Source organism: Thalassotalea mangrovi, assembly GCF_005116735.1.
In the GTDB taxonomy this organism is placed as follows: Bacteria; Pseudomonadota; Gammaproteobacteria; order Enterobacterales; family Alteromonadaceae; genus Thalassotalea_A; species Thalassotalea_A mangrovi.
This window is the reverse complement of sequence record NZ_SWDB01000034.1, coordinates 50,104-70,896: the sequence shown is the minus strand read 5'-3', so window position 1 is coordinate 70,896 and position 20,793 is coordinate 50,104. Positions and strand designations below refer to the sequence as shown.

15 protein-coding genes are annotated in these 20,793 nt (G+C 46.0%); 8 read left to right on the top strand and 7 right to left on the bottom strand.

Going from position 1 to position 20,793, the window contains the following annotated elements:
* Window positions 1-355 precede the first annotated feature (355 nt).
* The 3 genes from E8M12_RS14210 to E8M12_RS14200 all read right to left on the bottom strand — a co-directional run bounded on the left by E8M12_RS14210 (window position 356) and on the right by E8M12_RS14200 (window position 4,448).
* Window positions 356-835: a hypothetical protein gene (locus E8M12_RS14210; protein ID WP_136736927.1), complete on the bottom strand. Its 480-nt coding sequence runs from the start codon at window positions 833-835 to the stop codon at window positions 356-358.
* A gap of 253 nt (window positions 836-1,088) precedes the next feature.
* Window positions 1,089-2,825, bottom strand: a complete 1,737-nt coding sequence (locus E8M12_RS14205; RefSeq protein WP_136736926.1) for a thiamine pyrophosphate-binding protein — start codon at window positions 2,823-2,825, stop codon at window positions 1,089-1,091.
* An 18-nt stretch (window positions 2,826-2,843) separates the two neighbouring features.
* Window positions 2,844-4,448 (bottom strand): FAD-binding dehydrogenase, encoded by a 1,605-nt coding sequence (locus E8M12_RS14200; protein ID WP_136736925.1) that lies wholly within the window; start codon window positions 4,446-4,448, stop codon window positions 2,844-2,846.
* A gap of 408 nt (window positions 4,449-4,856) precedes the next feature.
* Between E8M12_RS14200 and E8M12_RS14195 the strand changes: the two genes are divergently transcribed.
* The 6 genes from E8M12_RS14195 (at window position 4,857) to E8M12_RS14170 (ending at window position 13,534) form a co-directional block, all read left to right on the top strand.
* Complete coding sequence (locus tag E8M12_RS14195) at window positions 4,857-5,861, top strand: response regulator transcription factor (RefSeq protein WP_169303149.1); 1,005 nt, start codon at window positions 4,857-4,859, stop codon at window positions 5,859-5,861.
* 137 nt (window positions 5,862-5,998) lie between these two features.
* Complete coding sequence (locus tag E8M12_RS14190; protein WP_169303148.1) at window positions 5,999-6,982, top strand: universal stress protein; 984 nt, start codon at window positions 5,999-6,001, stop codon at window positions 6,980-6,982.
* A gap of 390 nt (window positions 6,983-7,372) precedes the next feature.
* On the top strand, window positions 7,373-8,575 hold the full coding sequence (locus E8M12_RS14185; protein WP_136736922.1) for an acetate kinase: 1,203 nt from the start codon (window positions 7,373-7,375) through the stop codon (window positions 8,573-8,575).
* Window positions 8,575-10,686 carry a phosphate acetyltransferase gene (pta, locus tag E8M12_RS14180; RefSeq protein WP_136736921.1) on the top strand — a complete coding sequence of 704 codons (2,112 nt, stop codon included), beginning with the start codon at window positions 8,575-8,577 and terminating at the stop codon, window positions 10,684-10,686. The genes E8M12_RS14185 and pta overlap by 1 nt, the downstream gene beginning before the upstream one ends.
* 414 nt (window positions 10,687-11,100) lie before the next feature.
* A complete protein-coding gene (purU, locus tag E8M12_RS14175) occupies window positions 11,101-12,072 on the top strand; it encodes a formyltetrahydrofolate deformylase (protein WP_246034160.1) in 972 nt (323 codons plus the stop codon).
* 190 nt (window positions 12,073-12,262) lie between these two features.
* Window positions 12,263-13,534: a serine hydrolase domain-containing protein gene (locus E8M12_RS14170; protein WP_211245051.1), complete on the top strand. Its 1,272-nt coding sequence runs from the start codon at window positions 12,263-12,265 to the stop codon at window positions 13,532-13,534.
* 84 nt (window positions 13,535-13,618) lie between these two features.
* On the opposite strand, the gene E8M12_RS14165 is transcribed toward E8M12_RS14170, so the two are convergent.
* The 3 genes from E8M12_RS14165 to ppsR form a co-directional block, all read right to left on the bottom strand.
* A complete protein-coding gene (locus tag E8M12_RS14165) occupies window positions 13,619-14,830 on the bottom strand; it encodes a uracil-xanthine permease family protein (protein WP_136736919.1) in 1,212 nt (403 codons plus the stop codon).
* A gap of 1 nt (window position 14,831) precedes the next feature.
* A complete protein-coding gene (gene upp, locus E8M12_RS14160; RefSeq protein ID WP_136736918.1) occupies window positions 14,832-15,461 on the bottom strand; it encodes a uracil phosphoribosyltransferase in 630 nt (209 codons plus the stop codon).
* A gap of 215 nt (window positions 15,462-15,676) precedes the next feature.
* Window positions 15,677-16,486 (bottom strand): posphoenolpyruvate synthetase regulatory kinase/phosphorylase PpsR, encoded by an 810-nt coding sequence (gene ppsR / locus E8M12_RS14155; protein WP_136736917.1) that lies wholly within the window; start codon window positions 16,484-16,486, stop codon window positions 15,677-15,679.
* Window positions 16,487-16,616: 130 nt separating this feature from the next.
* Here ppsR and ppsA point away from each other — a divergent pair, with 130 nt between their 5' ends.
* A complete protein-coding gene (gene ppsA, locus E8M12_RS14150) occupies window positions 16,617-18,989 on the top strand; it encodes a phosphoenolpyruvate synthase (protein ID WP_136736916.1) in 2,373 nt (790 codons plus the stop codon).
* Between the two features lie 114 nt (window positions 18,990-19,103).
* On the opposite strand, the gene E8M12_RS14145 is transcribed toward ppsA, so the two are convergent.
* A complete protein-coding gene (locus E8M12_RS14145; protein WP_136736915.1) occupies window positions 19,104-20,099 on the bottom strand; it encodes an NADP-dependent oxidoreductase in 996 nt (331 codons plus the stop codon).
* A 194-nt stretch (window positions 20,100-20,293) separates the two neighbouring features.
* Here E8M12_RS14145 and E8M12_RS14140 point away from each other — a divergent pair, with 194 nt between their 5' ends.
* On the top strand, window positions 20,294-20,722 hold the full coding sequence (locus E8M12_RS14140) for a MarR family winged helix-turn-helix transcriptional regulator (protein ID WP_136736914.1): 429 nt from the start codon (window positions 20,294-20,296) through the stop codon (window positions 20,720-20,722).
* The last annotated feature ends 71 nt before the right edge of the window (window positions 20,723-20,793 follow it).

Here is a 20,793-nt window from a genome sequence, read left to right as displayed (position 1 = left end):
CCGCTCATATGCACCTCTCTTTTTAGTCATTTTATCTAACTTAGAGGTGTCTAGGGAACTAGTGGCGATTCAAACTTTCATCAACAAGTTAGTCTCTTGGTAAATACATCAGTTCCGTTAATGCCATTTAAGAGTACCGTATTTGTATTTCATCACAACGGCAAAGATGTAAAAAGTTATTGCGAAATATCAGTCACCTAGATGGTTCAATTAACAGTTGTGAAAATCGGGTTAAAGGCTGCGATTCGAGTAATTTAATTATCCGCTGATTACGGTCTGTTGTTCGTTATTATCTGGCTAATTCATTTCACACCCTCCTGTTGAGCAATAATTGGCCAGTAGAGATTAACAGGCCCTAGTGAACCGATTTCACGGATTGCTTTTCCTTTGAAATTAAGATGCAACAACAACTATTTTTATCAGCCTCGATTTTCAATAATTGCATTTGTTGCGCACTAAATTGGCAATTAGCCATGATTAATGTTGAGCAATTTCCACTTTTTAGCGTTAGCAATAACGTCGCAAACGGCAAATCTTTTTTCGGGTTTACCGCAAGTAAATGGTCAGTATTTGGCAAAATCGACAATGCCTGAAGTTGGGCTTTATTTGCATTGATCACCATCACCCATTTTTTCTTGCTGTGACGAATCAATCTTTGTTGGTAAACCTCTTTCCAGGTGTGTAGCAGAGAACGTTTCAGGCCTTTGTTAAATTGGCCGATAGGAAATGGCACAACATTCGTGGCTGGAGGTTGTGACCTTGTCGCTGGCGCCAACGCCGTATTGTTATGGATTTCTGCACTTGCCTTGTTGATGTTTTTTGCTGCATTAATCATGTCCATTTCCTTGTAAGTAAAAATGCTGTATGTATGTACAGTATTCGTGTTTTGAATAAAAAGCAAGCGTTTTTTAGAAACGAGAAACTAGGAAAAGGGTGACTAAGGGTGCCTAAAGGTGTCGAAGGGTGTCGCGGGTTTTGGGATTGGGTGAGAGAATGTTTTTGTAGTTACTTTTGTTACTTGAGGATTTAAAAATAAAAAAGGCTAACTTTTGTTAGCCTTTATTTGCGTTGCATGAATTAAATGCTAGTTAATCGGTGAGCTTTCGGTAAATCGCACGACCGATCATCCGTACTTTGGTGCTTAACGGCATGCGTTTTAAGTTGGTTTTAACAATCCCCTGGGTAAAAGCGGTGGGTTTTGAATAATCAATGTTAACGTCCAGGATCACCGGGCGGTTTTGGCTGGCAAGTTGTCGCGCCTCCTGTAACGCAACCTTAATATCATCATTGTTTTCAACCCGCACATAATCTGCCCCAGTTGCTATGGCTATACCCTGTAACTTAGTTTGCGGCAGCACCGTGCAGGTCTTACGGTTGTAGGGTATTTGTTGTGCCTGTGATATTTGCGATAACTCGCCATCATTGAAAACGGCAATGACCACGCCGATTTCATGATTAACCGCAGTGGCCAGTTCCATACAGGTCATCATAAACGCGCCATCGCCGACAATGGCGACGGTTTCCTGATCCTGGTGAGCAAATGCCGTCGCAATAGCCGCCGGTGTTGCATATCCCATACAGTTAAAATCGGTAGGGGAAATAAAGCCGCGCGCCTTATGAACCGGCATTAACTCCGCCGACAAGAAGGTGTGATTACCATCATCGACAACGATATTGGCATCATCGTTTAGTTGCGCCCGTAGTTCATCAAAAAACAGGGCAGGGTTAACCCTGTCTTCGCTATCATGTTCATACCAGCGTTTGCGGTAGGCGGATTTATTGGCCGATATCTGCTCAGCCGTTGCGGAAAAGTCCGTTGCATTGCCTTTAGCAACGAGCTCACTGACCAGGGCATTACAAACCAGCTGCGCATCACCCTGGATAGCGATTTCGGTGGTAAAGTTCTTGGCAAACACTTCAGGATTGATATCAATATGAATCAGGTTATCGGGTAATTTGCCGCCAAAACTACCGGTGGCTATTTCGGCAAACCGGGTGCCAATTGCCAATACACAGTCGGCGTTGGCAAACGCCTGCTGCGGCGCATCGGCGGCGGCTGGTCCGAAACAAAAGCCAGCATGTAAAGCATGATTGGCGGGAAATGCACTGATACCCTGTAAACTGGTCGAAACCGGAGCGCCAATATGTTCGGCAATGGTGATTAATTCTTTGAATGCGCCGACAGCACCCCAACCGGCAAAAATAACCGGTTTTTTTGCCTGAAGTAGGTTTTGTGCCGCCTGTTCTATCTGTGCCATAGTCTCGTCACTCAAAACAGCTTGCGGCGGCTTCACGTAAGAATGTAAGGCTGATATCTCGGCTTTATCCAGTTGCAGATTAACCGGAATTTCAACAAATACCGGGCCGGGTTCGCCTTGGGTGGCGATATCATAAGCTTGGTAAATGGTATCAATGATCTGATCATGACTTTCAACCTTAAACTGAGCCTTGGTAAAACCGGCGACCAGTTTTTGTTGATCCAGCTGATGTAACTGGTAATCAAATTTCGAATCGTTACGAATGCCGCCAGAGATGACTAGCATAGGAATACCATCCAGGTAAGCTTCAGCGATACCACTTGCCGCATGGGTAATACCTGCAGCCGGAACAATGAGCATAGAACCAATACTGTCTGTGGTTCTTGAAATCGCATCGGCCATAAAGCCACCATGGGCTTCATGGGTTACCAGATAGGGAGTGATTTGCTCTGAATTATTAAGCTCGTCATATAACTCGGTATTGTGAACACCGGGGATCCCGAACGTGTATTTAACGCCAACCTGTTCCATGGCATATCTTGCTAACCAGGCACCTGTTTTCTTCATTGTAAATCCTATTAATTATTATTCGTTTGTTGCAATCGCACGCGCGGCTTGTTGTGCGGTTAGAATACAGCCGGAAAGGAAAGTTCCTTCTAACGACCTTGCACCGCTTGCGCCACCACCGCCAAAGCCCGCCGCTTCACCAATAGCGTATAAACCGTTGATCGCCTGTTTGGAGTCAGCCATTACCTGTGAATTCAGGTTGGTCTGAATACCGCCAAGGCTTTTTCTTGAGATCAAGGCGACTTTAATGGCGATCAGCGGCCCATGTTTTTTAGCCTGGATCGGATGCGGCTTGCAGGTTCGCAGTTTATCGGCCTTCCACTTTCTTGCATGTTCTATATGGCGTATCTGATCGTCATTCCATTGGCTTTCTGGCCTTGCCAGAACCTCATCATAGTCATCCAGTGTCTGCTGCAACACCGCTAAATCGAGATCTTGCTCACCGGTCAGCGCATTCATTTTCTCACACAGCTGCGCGACAGTGTCAGCAACGATAAAATGATCACTGGTGTTTGCCATCTCGTTGATAAAACGATGATTACCGAATACGGTTTCTTTTACAAATGTCAGAAACTTTTTATCGCGGATCATAACATTGTGCTCGGCACCGGATACGGCGAACTCTTTACTGGCGATTTTCCAGTTCAGTACATGCCAGGCATAACCTTTTTCCTGGTCTGCCATTCGCTGGCAAAGATAGTTGGTATCAAAGCCCGTTACGAGCGGGTCCGGGCCTATTCGCCGGCCCTGATAATCCAGCCATAACGCCGATTTACAGGGAATTAAGCTTAATCCATGACCTTCAAAGTGGGGCGTGGGATGAGGAATGCCGGCGGCATAATTCCACATTTTATCGAGATGGGTTAATCGTCCACCGTGACGGGCAATTTCATCATGCATTGCACCGTCACTGCTAGGGTGGGTACCGTTAAGCAAATTATTGGGAGCAGGGGACCAATGCTTAGGCCAGTTTCCCCGGACTTTCTGTAAATTGCCGGTAAATCCGCCAGTTGCGACAACGACATTGGCACTAAACAACTCCCGTAGGTTCTGGCCTTGCTTTTGCACCGTACAGCCAACGATTTTGCCATCGTCTTCTATTAGCTGCAGTGCTTTGCAATCAAATTCAAAGGTTACTTGTTGACTGTCCTGAAATGGTTTTAATGCCTTTAATACCAGCTTAACTAATTCCAGTGATGTTCCCCATATGACATGATAGCGAGGCAGGGAATTACCGGGCGAAAATAAGCCTCGTTCGACCCAGTTTACCGCCGGTAAAAATTTGATGCCAAGTTCTTTTAAATAGCAATATACGTCTTGATAGCAGTGATTGACATAGAATTCTGCCCATTGCTTTGGGTACTCGTCCTGCTCGGAAAAGTTGGCAAAAGAATGCCAGTCTTTCAACGCAATTTGTGGTGTATCTTTGATGCCATTGCGCTTTTGTTCGGGTGTCCCCACCAGTGCCATGCCACCAAATGCCCATCTTGCCAGGCCTCCCACCTGAGATTCATCCTGGGCGTCAATGATATGTACGGTTTTTCCCTGACGCGCTAACTCCAGAGCGCAGGTGAGACCCGCTATCCCAGCGCCAATGATGATTGCATAGGTCTTAGATTCCATCGTCTTCTCTTTATTATTTTCTGTCCCTTGCACGGTTTGACGCGGGCAGAGATAATGCCATTAATACCAATCACATTAAGTTTGTGCACAACTCAGAGTTAGAGCAGAGGTTCATTTACAACATAGATTTTATTGATATAGTCATTCTATATTCATGAAATATAGGGCCGTAAATGGGCCTCTGATAAACTCCCTACGGGTGAGTTTTAAAGGCGTTTATCCTGCGTTACTGATTTTGGTTGATTTTGAGATAACGGAATAACCATTCTCTGCAATCAAAGCCTTGTCTAAACGCCTTTAAATTCTTACTGAGTGAGCAATAATTTAATGTGATTGGTATAACTTCATCTTAACCAATGTGTGCAAGAGCGCTATAGTAAAAATTGCCTAATGCCCATCAGTGACTCTATGAAAAACAATCTTTTTTTAACACCAGCTAACGACGCAATACAACACCTTATCTCGCAGCTATACACAGCCACGAGTCGGATTGAGTTACAGGAATTCAGGCATTGGGCGTTGGCACAATTGCAAAGCGTGATCGATTTTGATGGTGCAATCTGGAGTAATGGCCACCAACAGACACTAACGTTCCACAACCATACACTATTTAATGTCGCTGATGAGTTGGGCGAATTGCTATTAACGCATTTATCGATAAACCCGATGGCAGATGTGCTATTAACTAATTTGGGCCAGCCGATTGATATGCGCGACTTACTGGGTGACGATGAGTTTTACCAGTCCGAAATCTACCAAAAATGTTTTCAGCCGATGGGAATTGAACGTATTCTCGCATCGATTCACTTGGATGAGCGAAGTGGCCTGTTCACTTTGTTAACCCTGTATCGTTTTGACCGCAGCAAGCCATTTACGCAACAAGAAAAAGCGATTCAGTCGAATCTTTTGTACCACTTATTAAAAAGCGCTGAGCATGCCTTGTTTATGACGCTCGAGCGGCAAGCGGGTAATGAGGCACATACTCATCTTGGGATTTGTGATGCAAAAGGCTATTTTCACCAGGCTCAGTCAAGCTTGTTGGATTTACTTGAGCGGCATTTTCCCGATCAGACTTTTGATCGCCTGCCCGAACCGTTACTACAGGTTTTTAACCATCTTATTGATTCAAATCAAAAGGTGAAAGCGAATCCATCCGGAGAAAAAATACAGCTTAAGGTCCGGCAGTTTAATGAACTCTATCTGCTGGAAATCTGGCCCAATGGCCCCTTGGATATCCTCTCCAGTCGGGAAAAACAGGTCGTTGATGCAATCAATAAGGGCATGACGTTCAAACAGGCGGCACAACATTTAACTTTATCACCCTCAACGGTGTCAAACCATCTATACCGAATCTACCAGAAGCTTAATATTGGCTCCAGGGCCCAGTTACACGCACTTCTCAACAACCGATAACTAATTACGCGAGCGGTTACGCGTAACTCTTTGGTAGCCTTTTTAATCAATGGTTGGCGATAAAATGAACAGGATTGGCATCGCATGTTATATCGATATATCATTAGGTGAGTTGCAACAACAAGGATAATTCGCTCGTGTGGCTTCCCAGCAAACTTCTGTTTATATACAGCAAAGAAAACGATAATCGCCAGGCGCTGACTGAAGCCCTGAACATGGCAAAAAATGCTCAGGCCAGTCTGACCATAGTAACTGTGCTCGAGAGTATTCTTAATACCGAAGCTTTAATGTCGACCGACCTGGAAGATTCGGAACTTTATCAATCGATGATGGCATCACACCGTGAGTTACTCACCAGCGTCAGTGAATTTACCGAGGATGTAAAAATAGATCATAAGTTATTGCTTGGCATGCCGTTTATTGAAGTCATTAAAGAGGCAAGAGCCGGGAACTATGATCTGGTCGTCAAGGCTGCCGATAACGAAGGCTTGTTAAATCGTGTCTTTGGCAGTGCAGACATGCGCTTAATGCGCAAGTGCCCGATCCCGGTTTGGCTGGTGCAACAGGATTTTGCCCAGGATATGGACAGACAAAAGCCGAAGATTGTACTTGCCACCGTAGATGCCAGCGAAAATTATCCCGATCAGGAGTTGCAGACCCGGCAGGATTTAAACCTCAAGGTAATTGAAATTGCCGTTTCCATCGCCCTGGCGGAAGGTGCCGAGTTACACTTGTTGTCCGTATGGCATGCTGAATACGAAAGTGGCATGCGAGGGCCGCTGGTCGGCATGGCGGAGCAAGACGTAGATAAGTATGTCGATGACCTCAAACACCAGCACGATGAGTCGTTAAACCGTATGCTTGCCCATGCCTATAAGCTGCTTGGCGAAGATGTTGAACAATATATTAAACCCAAAGTGATTTCACTAAAGGGTGCTCCACGCAAAAAAATCGCCGAATATGCCAGGCACATAGACGCGTCTTTGGTAGTGATGGGAACGGTTGCCAGAACCGGCATTGCCGGCTTTATCATGGGCAATACAGCCGAAAACATTCTCTTGCAACTGCATCAATCGGTGATCGCCATTAAGCCCAGTGGCTTTGTATCACCCGTTGCTTAATTGATATTGGCTGCGGATTTTTGACACTGTTTGTGTAAATGTTTGAGGCAAATCAATTACTAAAGGTCTGGTGCCACCTATACTAATACCAATCAGCAATGATGACTGATCATTCAGCGAATATTAAAACCGTAAAAAAATTAGCGATTAATTTCTCGAAATATATTGATATCGAATCAGATAAATATCGTTATTGTATCGTCATATTCGCCCATTCGGGAATGTCCGAGAGACATTTTTACGGCGTTGTCGCTATTTGAAATGGAATAACCATTCCTAAATAACGACGCCTTGCAAAATTGCCTCGGCTGACATTCTGAATAGATCCCATATCAATGTTGATTGGTATATGAAACAACTTCATTAACAGCCAACACACGGGTAGCAGAAATGACAAAAGATTGTGTCCTGGTCATTAATTGCGGCAGTTCATCATTAAAGTTCTCGCTAATCATGCCCCAATCGGGGCAGACGATTCTTACTGGCCTTGCAGAACGCTTGCTTAGTAGCGAGGCCTCGATCACCATCAAACTCGATGGCAATAAAGAAACGACCGCCCTGGTCGAACCCTACGATCACCAAACGGCGTTATCGCAGTTAGTGTCTTTCCTGTACCAACACAAGTGCGAACAACGGTTGCTGGCCATTGGCCATCGTGTCGTTCATGGTGGTGAGCAATACAGCAAACCGGAATTAATTAGCGACGTTGTTGAGCGCACAATCGAAGCGCTGGCGGCACTGGCACCCTTGCATAATCCGGTAAACCTGGTGGGAATAAGGGCTTCGCGGCAGGCATTTAGTCATCTCCCACAGGTAGCAGTATTTGATACCGCCTTTCATCAAACCATGGATAAAGTGGCCTATCTTTATGGCTTACCCTTTGAGCTTTATTCGCAACACAGTATTCGTCGGTATGGCTTTCATGGCACCAGTCACTATTTTGTTGCAAAACGGTTTGCCGAACTGACCGACAGTCCAGTCGATGACATTAATGTCATTACAGCTCACCTTGGTAATGGCTGCTCGGTAGCCGCGATTGCCGGAGGGAAATGTGTCGATACCTCGATGGGGCTGACGCCGCTCGAGGGCCTGGTAATGGGAACTCGCAGTGGTAGCCTGGATCCCGGCATCATTTTCCATTTGTATAAACAACTGGGTTATAGCATTGAACAGATTGACAACCTGCTTAACAAAGAAAGCGGTTTGTTAGGTATTTCCCAGTTAAGTAATGATTGTCGAACCCTGGAACAGGCAATTGCAGAGCAGGGTAACGAGCAGGCGGATCTGGCGATGGATATCTTTTGTTATCAAATCAGTAAAACCATCGCCAGTTACAGTGCCTCGTTAAGTAACCTGGATGGTATTGTGTTTACCGGTGGCATTGGCGAAAACTCATCATTGGTGCGACAGAGAGTGGTGAACCGTTTGAAATTACTGGGCTTTGCCATTGATGATAGCGCCAATACGGATACCCGATTCGGTAAGTGTGGCAACATTGCCAAATCCTCTCATCGAGACTGCTGGGTGATCCCGACCAACGAAGAGTGGGTAATTGCAGAGCAAACCTACCAACTGATTAGCGAGGATAACTAATGGCACGTCGAATCATGCTAGTTCCAGTCGGCTTTGGGGTTGGCCTCAGCAGTATTTCTTATGGCTTTTATCATAAGCTTCAACAGCTTGGTGTTGATGTGGGTTATTTTAAACCCATTAGTCAGCCGTCACGAAGTGTGATGAAGAATCAGCATAAAGTATCCGAATCTACCTCGTTGATGCAGCAGCATTCTATTCCGTTATCTTACGTCGAAGAACAGGTTGGTGAAGGTCAGCAGGATGTGGTGCTGGAAGAAATTGTCGGAAACTGCCAAAAATTTGATCACGATGTACTGGTGATTGAAGGGCTGATCCCTACCACGCGACAGCCTTATACGGCAGGTATCAACCAGTTAGTCGCGCAAACCTTGTCAGCAGAAGTCATTCTGGTCGCCGCGCCGGATTCCGATACACCGGAAGAATTTGAAGATCGAATTGATGTCAGTGCAAAGCCCTTTGGTGGCCTCGATAATCCAAGGTTATTGGGATGCATTATCAATAAACTGAATTCCCCGGATAAAGACGTATTCGGGTTATTGCCAAGGGAGACTGACATAAACCGTGATTTTGATATTCAACCCTGGCTGGCGCTGGAAATATTTAACCGTCGCCGTTTTGATTTGATTGGTGCTATCCCCTGGGAAATTGATCTCATTGCTCCCAGGGTTTTAGATGTTTGTCACTATTTGCAGGCGAGTATTATCAATCGCGGCGATATTGAACACCGACGGATACGCTCCATCAGTTTTTGTGCCCGCACCGTGGCTAACTTAACCAGTCACCTTGCGGCCGGGCGATTGGTAGTAACCCCGGGAGATCGCACCGATATCATTATTGCCACTTGTTTATCAGCCATGAATGGCACCAAAGTGGGTGCCTTGCTGCTGACTAACGGCATTCATCCAAAAGGTAAGGTACGGGAACTTTGCCAGCAGGCGTTTGATACCGGGTTGCCAGTATTAAGTGTGCCCTGGGATACCTGGCAGACATCGCGACATTTGATGGGATACAACCCGGAAATGCCGGAAGAAGATCAGCAACGGGTAGAGAAAATTAAAGAGTATGTGGCCGACCATCTCGACCATGACTGGCTCGGTCAGTTTCAGGAAAAAGATGGCAAGCCTGCATTGATGTCGCCGCCAGCGTTTCGTTTTAAGCTGACTGAACTGGCCCGCAATGCCCAGAAATTGATTGTACTTCCCGAGGGCAATGAAGTGAGAACCATTAAGGCCGCGGCGATTTGCGCACAGCGTAATATTGCCCGTTGCCAACTTCTCGGCAACAAGGAAGAAATTCTGCGTATTGCCGAGCAACAGGGGATTAAATTACCACCGGGAGTCATAATTACCGAGCCCGATTCGATTCGGGAAAATTTCGTTACCCCCATGGTAAATCTGCGTAAACACAAAGGCTTAACCGATATTATCGCCCGCGAAGAGTTAAAAGATAATGTGGTGCTGGGTACTATGATGTTGCAATTGGGGCAGGTAGACGGCCTGGTGTCCGGCGCGGTGCATACCACGGCGAATACCATCAGGCCCGCATTGCAACTGATCAAGACTGCGCCAGAAACCTCGTTGGTATCTTCGGTGTTTTTTATGTTGATGCCAGAGCAGGTATTCGTTTACGGGGATTGTGCCATCAACCCGGAACCGACGGCAGAACAACTCGCCGAAATAGCGATTCAATCGGCAGATTCCGCGGCGAAATTTGATATCGAACCAAGAGTGGCGATGATTTCCTACAGTACCGGACAATCGGGCAGTGGTGTCGATGTTGAAAAGGTAAAACAAGCAACCAAACTTGCCCAGCAAAAACGCCCGGATCTGTTAATTGACGGGCCATTGCAATACGATGCTGCAGTAATGGAAAACGTGGCCAGGAAAAAAGCTCCGGACAGCCCGGTTGCCGGCAAAGCTACGGTATTTATTTTTCCGGACCTTAATACCGGTAACACGACGTATAAAGCGGTGCAGCGCTCTGCCGATGTGGTTAGTATCGGCCCGATGTTACAGGGGATGAATAAACCAGTGAATGACCTTTCACGCGGCGCGCTAGTGGACGATATCGTTTATACCATCGCCCTGACAGCTATCCAGGCCGGAGATTAACAAAAGAAAGGATTCGGGTCTCAGGTTTCAGGCCTCAGAGGCCTTGCTTAATACCCCCGTCATTTCCAGCCACGACAGGAAATCTTGGACGATCGTATCTGATGAGAGATCTCCTTTTACAAGGAGATGACTACAAACATCAGTTAGCAGGTATCCGGTCTCAGGCATAGATAGGCTCCAGAGTTTGTTCAAGATATCGGAAACCTGAAACCGAAACAATTTAGCTTAAGGCCTTTCGTTGTCAGCCTTAGGCACCACTCGACACCTATAGTCACCCCAGACCTTCCTGCTAGCTGGCAGGTCTTACCCTCGCTTATAACCCCATTGACACATTTTGATAAAATTTATCTTTGTATCTCTTTGTTATTGCCGATAAATTTCTTATATAGACAGAGCAAAAACAGGAACAGACTCGTGCCAAATTCATCAATGGATAGCGGAATAAAAAGTATATCGAAGGATGAGGTGACTTCGTTAAATCCGGCAGATACCGCCGATGGGGTCGTTGCTGAAAAAGAAAGGTCGCAAAATCCTGCTAACAAGAGTTATTTGCTTAAACTAACCTGTCCCGATGATTTGGGTGTAATGGCAAAAATTACCGGACATCTATATCAGCATGGAGCGTTTATTATTAACGCCCGGCACTTTGCCGATCCGGAACAGCAACGGTTTAATATGCGCATTGAGTTTGATGATCGGCAGTTTTCATTATCTCAGCAGGCATTTGAACAGGAGTTTGCCGGTTTTGCTGCGGCGATGAATATGACCTATCAATTGCGCTGTGCCCTAAGCCGACCCAAAATCATCATTATGGTGAGTCGTGAAGACCATTGCCTGAATTTGCTGCTTAACAAATGGCAATCTGGTGTCCTTAAGGCGGATATTTGCGCGATTATTTCCAATCACCAAAACACCCGTAAGCTGGCAGAATTTTACGGTATTGATTTTCATTATTTACCGATTGATAAAAATTATAAAGCGCAGCAGGAAGCCAAACTGTGGCAACTTTTTTGTGAATATGATGGCGATTTACTGGTGCTGGCGCGCTACATGCAAATTCTCTCGGATGATTTATGTACAAAGCTTCAGGGCAGGGCGATTAACATTCACCACTCATTTTTACCTGGCTTTAAAGGCGCGAAACCCTATCAACAGGCTTATGACCGTGGGGTAAAAATCATTGGCGCGACAGCACACTATGTCACCGAAGATCTCGACGAAGGACCGATTATTGTCCAGGAAGTCAAAGCGGTGGATCATGCCACTACCGTCAAGGATATGATTGAAATTGGTCATGACATAGAAGCGACGGCACTCGCCAGAGCAGTAAGATGGCATGTTGAGGACAGGATATTGCTAAACGGCCAGCGAACGGTAATTTTATAGTCGGATTTATCGCCACGACCCTCTAGTTTTTCTGTTCTTGAGCTTTTCAGGAACTGCGAGTACCATCGACGCTGAAAATAAAAACAACAGGATGAAGTTCATGGCCCGGCTCAAATCAATCTTTTTTACATTGATCGCGCTTTTTATTGCGATACTCCTTTTATTAAAACCTCTTGCTGGCGTATCCCCAATGTCGCTCGGATCAGCGGCGGATGTTGCCACTGGCCTTGGCGCAAAAATTGCCTGCTCAGCTCGTTATATTACCGGTCTGGACGAAGACCAGGTGATGGCGGATTTGGCGTCTTACTCGCCAGCATACGCACTGGTTGAGGTGGCATATGATGATGACCGGAAAAAAGCGTATGCCAACCTGTTAGGTTTATCACCGATGAGTGCAACGTTCAGGGATGGCATAGGCTGTACCCTTGATATTGGTAACACTAAGGCGCTTGATGCCGTAAACATTGCAGCTATTGCTGCATCGGAAGAAGCCTGGCCATTAGGTAGTGAACTTACTGATATCGATACAGAACTACAAGCAAAGGTTGCTGCAATCGTTGCTGAAGATAATGCTCAAGGTTTTCAAACCCGGTCTTTATTGGTCGTAAAAAACGGCAAAGTCATGGCATACGCCACCGGTGAAGGATTTGAGCAACACACACCACATCTTGGTTGGTCAATGGGTAAGAGTGTGACCGCGATGATGGTCGGAAATCTTATCCATCAAAAGCAGCTTGAACTTAATGAAAACAATTTGTTTGAAGCGTGGCAACAGGACGATCGTCGGGAAATAGATCTAGAGAGTTTACTGCAGATGTCTTCAGGTCTGGATTTTGATGAGACTTATGCACCGGGCAGTGATTCAACCCGTATGTTGTTTTACACCTATTCGGCTTCCGATATTGCGATGCAAAGTCCGTTAATTTATTCCCCGGGCGAGCACTTTTCTTATTCTTCCGGTACCACCAATCTATTGTCCAGACTGGTATATGAAACCTTAGGTGGAAACGTCCAGCAGCAAATAGATTATCTATATGAGCAATGGTTTGAGCCGCTAAATATGGCGCAATCGACGTTTGAGCCGGATCCAAGTGGTGTATTAGTCGGCAGCTCTTATATTTATGCAAGTGCACCGGATTGGGCAAAACTTGGCCAAGTTATGTTAAATGGCGGTGCATTAAACGGCACCAGATTTTTAAGTGAAGACTGGGTAGCCAAGGCTCAATCGCCTAACGTTTCTAACAATGATCCTCGATATGGCTATCAGTTTTGGTTAAATGCGGGCGGTGATGAGTTGCGCTGGCCAGAGCTACCAGACGACGCCTACGCGATGTCCGGTAATCGTTCGCAAGTGGTGATGATGATCCCATCTCAAGATGTCGTCATTGTTCGCCTTGGCTGGAGTGCTGACCCGTATCCGACATCAAGGAAACTTGCACAAGTACTGTCACTGTTAAACTAAATAAAAAATCAAGGGGTCAGAGTTGTTGAAATTTCAACGACTCTGACCCCTTGATTAATACGCTGAGAAATAACGTAATTTTCGCTATTTTTCTTTCGGCAGGACCAGATTCAAAACGATCGCTGAAATCGCCGCCAGGGCGATCCCCTGTAATTGCATGATGCCAAGGTCAAAGTGCATACCACCGAGGCCAAATACCAGGGCAACGGCAACAATGGCCATGTTTTTCCCTTTGGACAGGTCAACCTGAGCAACCACCAGGGTTTTCAGGCCAATGACCGCAATGGTACCAAACAGCAACACCATAATGCCGCCCATTACCGGTACCGGGATGGTACTTAATAGCGCACCGGTTTTTTCCAGGAACGACAAGGCTATAGCAAATACCGCGGTCCAGGTCATAATCACCGGGTTAAACGATTTGGTTAATGCCACGGCGCCGGTAACTTCGGAATAGGTCGTATTCGGTGGACCACCGAACATTGCCGCCGTCGAAGTTGCCAGGCCGTCTCCCATCAGGGTACGTTTTAGCCCGGGCTTTTCCAGGTAGTCTTTACCGGCAACACCGGAGATGGCGGTTATATCGCCAATGTGTTCAACGGCCGGCGCAATCGCAATCGGCAAAATAAACAAAATGGCTTCCCAGTGGAAAACCGGTGCAGTAAAGTTGGGCATGGCGAACCAGCCAGCGCTAGTCACCGCATCAAAATTTACGATTCCGAAGTATAAAGACAGTACGTAACCAACTAAAAGACCAACCAGGATCGGAACCAGCTTAAATATTCCTTTACCCAGCAGTGAGGTCAGTAAGGTTACGGCTAACGCCGATAAGGAAATGATTAATGCAATGTTACTATCGACCAGTTGCGCAGCACCGTCACCGGTTTTACCGAGGGCCATGTTGACACCAACTGGCGCCAGGTTGAGACCAATAACCATGATGACCGGAGCTACTACAACCGGCGGCAGTAGCTTGTGAATAATCGCGTTGCCGCGCCACGCTACCAGTAAGCTTAACAGTACATAGAGTAAACCGGCGGCAGCCAGGCCAGACATAGTCGCAGCGATGCCCCAGGTTGCAACGCCGTAGCTAATTGGCGCGATAAAGGCGAAAGATGATGCCAAGAACACGGGTACCTGACGTTTGGTGACGAGCTGGAATACCAGGGTACCAACACCGGCGGTAAACAGGGCTACGTTAGGGTCCAGTCCGGTTAAAATCGGGACCAACACCAGGGCGCCAAAGGCAACGAACAGCATTTGTAAGCCCAACAAGGGCGTTTTAAGTTGCGTCATGTTATTTGGTACCGAAGATTTTATCACCTGCATCTCCCAGTCCCGGGATGATGTAACCGTGATCGTTTAAATGATCATCAACAGAAGCCACATAGATATCGACATCTGGGTGAGCTTGCTGAAGTTTTTCAATCCCTTCAGGTGATGCCACCAGAAACAGGCCACGAATGTCTTTACAGCCTTTGGCTTTCAATAAATCGATGGTCGCGATTAAGGTACCACCGGTTGCCAGCATAGGATCAACGATTAACGCACTGCGTTCATCAATGTCTTTAACCACTTTGTCGAAATAAGGCACAGCTTCGAGCGTTTCTTCATCGCGATAGAGGCCAACGACACTGACTTTGGCGCTCGGCAATAATGTCATCACACCGTCAAGCATACCCAAACCGGCACGCAGGATAGGCACTAAGGTCATTTTTTTGCCTTTGATGTGTTGTACATCGATGGTATTTCCTTGCCAGCCATCGATAGCTTTGGTTTCCATTGCCAAATCGCGGGTCGCTTCGTAGGTTAGCAAGCTGCCAATTTCTGAGCATAACTCGCGAAAACTTTTGGTACTGATGCCAGCGGCACGCATCAGGCCTAGTTTATGTTGTACTAAAGGGTGTTTAATTTCATGTACAGCCATGATCAATCCTCGGTAAATCTTTTCGCGGGCGATTATAGCAATTTTGCCGGGATTTTGTGGTGGGATATCGAAGATTAATGCACTTTTTGTGGTGCAAAATTAACTACTGCGAATGGCAATGTAAGTAAGATTAAGCGTTACCGTTAACCTGATGTTTCTTTAATTGGACGATTAGTAGCACACGCAGGTTAACGATAGGGATAAGGATTCGAGATCTAATATTTGTAGCGTTGCAGGCCGGTATCCGACAGGATTTTTGCCGAGATTTCTTCCACGGAAAACTTGGTGGTGTTCAGATACGGAATTTTTTCTCGCTTGTAGAGCTTCTCAACTTCTCTTACTTCGAGGCGACACTGCCTGGCGGAAGAGTATTTCGAATTTGCCATACGACCATTGCGAATGTCGGTTAATCGATCCGCATCTATCGTCAGGCCAAATAACTTGTGTTTATGCTTTTGCAAAAATTCTGGTAGGCGTAATTCATCGATGTCATCTTCGGTAAATGGGTAGTTTGCCGCTTTAATGCCATATTGCAGGGCCAGGTAAAGACAGGAAGGGGTCTTACCTGAACGAGATACTCCGACCAAAATAATGTCAGCGTGTTCATAATCCGTTACACGAGTGCCATCATCATTTGCCAGTGCAAAGTTCACGGCGTCGATTCTGTAGTCATAACTGTTCTCATGAATCGAGTGAGTTCGGTGCGCTTTTGGCTTTGCTCCAATACCTAATTGTTGCTCTACCGGGCTGATAAAATGTTCTAAAAAATTGTAAATCACACCATCACAACTGTCGATGATTTGTCGCGTCTCAGGATTTACAAAGGTATGAAATACAAAGGGTTTTAATCCAGATTTCTTATAAGTCTGGTTGATTTGCTGCTTTACCTGTTGGGCTTTTTCGGCGGTCTCAACAAAGGGGATGGTAAAGTGTTCAAACTCGACCGGAAATAACGATAATAAAGCATGACCGAAGACTTCAGAGGTGATTGCTGTACCGTCGGAAATGTAAAAAGCTGCGCGCATTTGTGCTTCCTTGTAAAAACTTACATTATGTGTTTCAGTTAAGTTGAGGGTTGTGTAGAATACCGGCGACTTAATTATCTTTACTATAAGTCACTTCGATCCTGTTTCATACTTCTTGGAGAATAATAACGTGCAAGAACATGTACTTTGGTATGAAGACCTGAACATGAACGACGTTGATCGCGTAGGAGGCAAGAATGCCTCGTTAGGGGAAATGATCAGCAATTTGTCTTCTTTGGGTGTTCAAGTACCATCGGGCTTTGCCACCACCGCTTTCGCTTTCAATGAATTTCTTGACCAGTCGGGTCTCACTGAAAAAATTTATGCCGAATTAGATAGTCTGGATGTTGATAATATTCAGGCCCTTACCGAAGCTGGCGCAAAAATCCGCCAGTGGATTATCGATACGCCATTTCTACCTGAAATGCAAAATGACATCGCTCAGGCATACGAAAAATTAAGTGCCGGGCATGGCGATGAAGTCTCATTTGCGGTGCGCTCTTCGGCAACTGCGGAAGATATGCCGGATGCGTCATTCGCCGGGCAGCAGGAGACGTTTTTGAACGTGCGTGGTTTTGACGCCGTGATGGTTGCCATTAAACACGTATTTGCCTCGTTATTTAACGACCGAGCTATTTCTTATCGTGTCCACTCAGGATATGACCACAAAGGCGTATCCCTGTCAGCGGGCATTCAGCGCATGGTTCGCTCCGATATCGCCTCATCCGGGGTAATGTTCAGTATCGATACAGAATCTGGTTTCGACCAGGTGGTGTTTATTACATCCAGCTATGGCCTGGGTGAAATGGTGGTACAAGGCGCTGTTAATCCTGACGAATTTTACGTATTCAAGCCTTCGGTAGAGAATGAAAAACCGGCGATACTGCGCCGTAATATCGGTTCTAAGTTGGTGAAAATGGTATATACCGACGATACCAGTCACGGCAAGCAGGTCGAAGTTATTGATGTAGAACAGGCTCAGGCTGATCGTTTCTCCATTACCGACGCGGAAGTACAGGCGTTGGCAAAACAGGCAATGATCATCGAAAAACACTATGGTCGTCCAATGGATATTGAGTGGGCCAAAGACGGACTCGATGGCAAGCTGTACATTGTTCAGGCTCGCCCGGAAACCGTGCGCAGTCGTGAAAGCGGCAATGTAATGGAACAGTTTTTATTACAGGGCAACTCCAACGTATTGTGTGAAGGTCGTGCTATCGGTCATAAGATCGGTAAAGGTACGGTAAAAGTTCTCAACAGTATTGATGAAATGGATAAAGTATTACCGGGTGATGTCCTGGTAACGGATATGACGGATCCTGACTGGGAGCCAATCATGAAACGTGCCTCTGCGATCGTAACGAATCGTGGTGGCCGAACCTGTCATGCGGCAATCATTGCCCGTGAAATGGGTATTCCTGCGGTTGTTGGTTGCGGCAATGCCACCGATTTACTGTCCCACGGCAGCAAGGTAACAGTAAGTTGTGCCGAAGGTGATACCGGTTTTATCTATGATGGTGAACTGGATTTCGAAGTTAAGCGCTCTGAAATTGATAATATGCCGGCGATCCCATTTAAAATTATGATGAACGTTGGTAACCCGGACCGGGCATTTACCTTTGCTCGATTACCACACAGTGGTATTGGCCTGGCTCGTCTTGAATTTATCATTAATAAAATGATCGGTGTTCACCCTAAAGCATTGATTAATTTTGATACGCTTGACAGCGGCCTGCAGGATGAAATCAAAGATATCATTGCCGGCTATGATTCTCCCTGTGAGTTTTACATCGGCAAATTAACCGAAGGTATTGCAACACTTGCAGCATCATTCGCACCAGAGCGAGTGATTGTTCGTATGTCTGATTTCAAATCAAACGAATATGCGAACTTAGTGGGTGGTGATGTTTACGAGCCGGATGAAGAAAACCCAATGATTGGTTATCGTGGTGCATCTCGTTATATCAGCGAAGAGTTCCGCGAGTGTTTTGCGATGGAATGTGAAGCGATTAAACGCGTTCGCAATGAGATGGGCTTAGAAAACGTCGAAATTATGATCCCATTCGTTCGTACCTTGAAAGAAGCAGAGCAGGTAATCGATATTCTTGCTGATAACGGTCTGGTGCGTGGTGAAAACGGTCTGAAAGTGATCATGATGTGTGAGTTGCCATCTAACGCCTTACTGGCAGATCAGTTCCTCGATTATTTCGATGGATTTTCGATTGGCTCCAACGATTTAACCCAGCTAACCTTAGGCCTGGATCGTGATTCTGGTCTGGTGGCGCATTTGTTTGATGAGCGCGATCCGGCCATTAAAGCCTTGCTGGAAATGGCTATTCAGGCCTGTAAACGACGTGGAAAATATGTTGGTATTTGTGGCCAGGGGCCATCTGATCATGAAGATTTTGCCGCCTGGTTGATGGAGCAGGGCATCGATAGCGTATCGCTTAACCCGGATTCGGTGTTATCCACCTGGATATATTTAAGCGAAGCCCATAAGTAATTCGCGGATTCGCCAATCAGTAGTGCCGTAAGGCAGGATTAAAAAAGAGGATCTGAAGAGATCCTCTTTTTTGTTATGTCAAAACCCTAAGGGCTTCAGGCCAATCTATGACGGTTATAGTTTGACCAACATTTTGCCCTTGTTTTTCCCTTCAAAAAGGCCGATAAATGCGTCAACGGCGTTATCGAGGCCGTGGTAAATGGTTTCTTCGGATTTAATCTTACCTTCCGCCATCCAGTTTGCCATTTGCGCAACAAACTCAGGAAAACAATCAAAATAATCGATAACGATAAAGCCTTGTACGGTTAACTTCTTTGAGTTGATAAAGAATAAGTTACTCGGCCCAGGAGTAGGTTTGTCTGCATTATATGAGGAAATCATCCCGCATACCGGGATGCGGCCATAATCATTCATGACGTTCAGCGCGGCTTCTAAATGTTCACCACCCACATTTTCAAAATAAACATCGATGCCTTCTGGTGCCGCTTTCTCGAGGGCTTCGGTTAGGTTATCTACCTTTTTATAATTAATCACTGCATCAACGCCGAGTGCTTTAACGAACTCGGCCTTTTCGTCAGAGCCAACAGAGGCGATGACTTTGCAACCTTTTAACTTTGCTATTTGGCAGACGATGCTACCTACTGCGCCCGATGCGGCGGAGACGAAGATTGTATCCGATTCTTTAAGCTCAATGACTTTCGTTAAACCTGCCCATGCGGTAAGCCCTGGCATCCCTAACGTCCCCAGGAACAGTTGCTCCGGCACCTCAATATCGGGCAATACGGTGAGATCTGTACCATCACTAATAAAGCTGGTGCGCCAGCCACTCAGATGGCTTACTTTGGTGCCAACCGGAAAATTGCTGTTGTTAGACTCAATAACCTCGCCGATGGCGCCACCCTCTAGTACTTCATCGAGCTGGAAAGGTGGAATGTAAGATTCACGATCGATCATTCGAGGACGCATGTATGGGTCAACGGACATCCAGGTATTCTTGACCAGGACCTCGCCTTGACCAGGAGCAGGTAAAGTGATCTCAACCGACTTAAAGTTATCTGCTGTTGGTAATCCTGTAGGGCGAGAAATCAAATGGATTTGTTGGCTTTTCATGATAATGAACCTCTGAATGTGTTTAGCTGATGACCGGGTTACGCTCGTTAGCAAGGGTAGTGGTCATAAATGTTTGCGCGCAAACTATTAGCGAGCTAATTTATAGCACTTTTAACTCAGGAGCAAGCAAAATAATTTGCGCGCAAACTATTTTGCGGCAATAATACGATTCCCAAGTCCTCAAGAGTTATCTTATGTCACAGCGCTTATCTGATAATGTGTGTTTTACGCTATACAGCGCCACCAATGCACTAATACGAGCGTTCAGGCCGATTCTCGAGGCCTATGATCTCACTTATCCTCAGTACATTGTAATGCACTCCCTGTGGTGCAAAAATCACGTAAGTTTAAAGGCTCTCTCAGAAGATACCTATTTAGACTCAGGCACGTTAACGCCGATAGTAAAAAGACTCGAAGGTAAAGGCTTATTAACGCGTCGGATTTCGACCGAGGACGAGCGTAAAAAAGTGATTTCTTTAACGGAAAAGGGCGTTAAGTTACAAGCCGATGCGGAAGAACTGTCGGCAACTTTAGTGGCAAATTCTAATATGTGCCTGGAACGAATTGAAAAACTCAGGGAACTGAGCCTGGAACTTCACAAGGAATTGACAAAGGCCAGGTAATTTCCCCAATACAGCTGCTCCCGACTCTTAGCCCATAGACATAGTTCTGATCGTGCCTGTTTGAATATTTG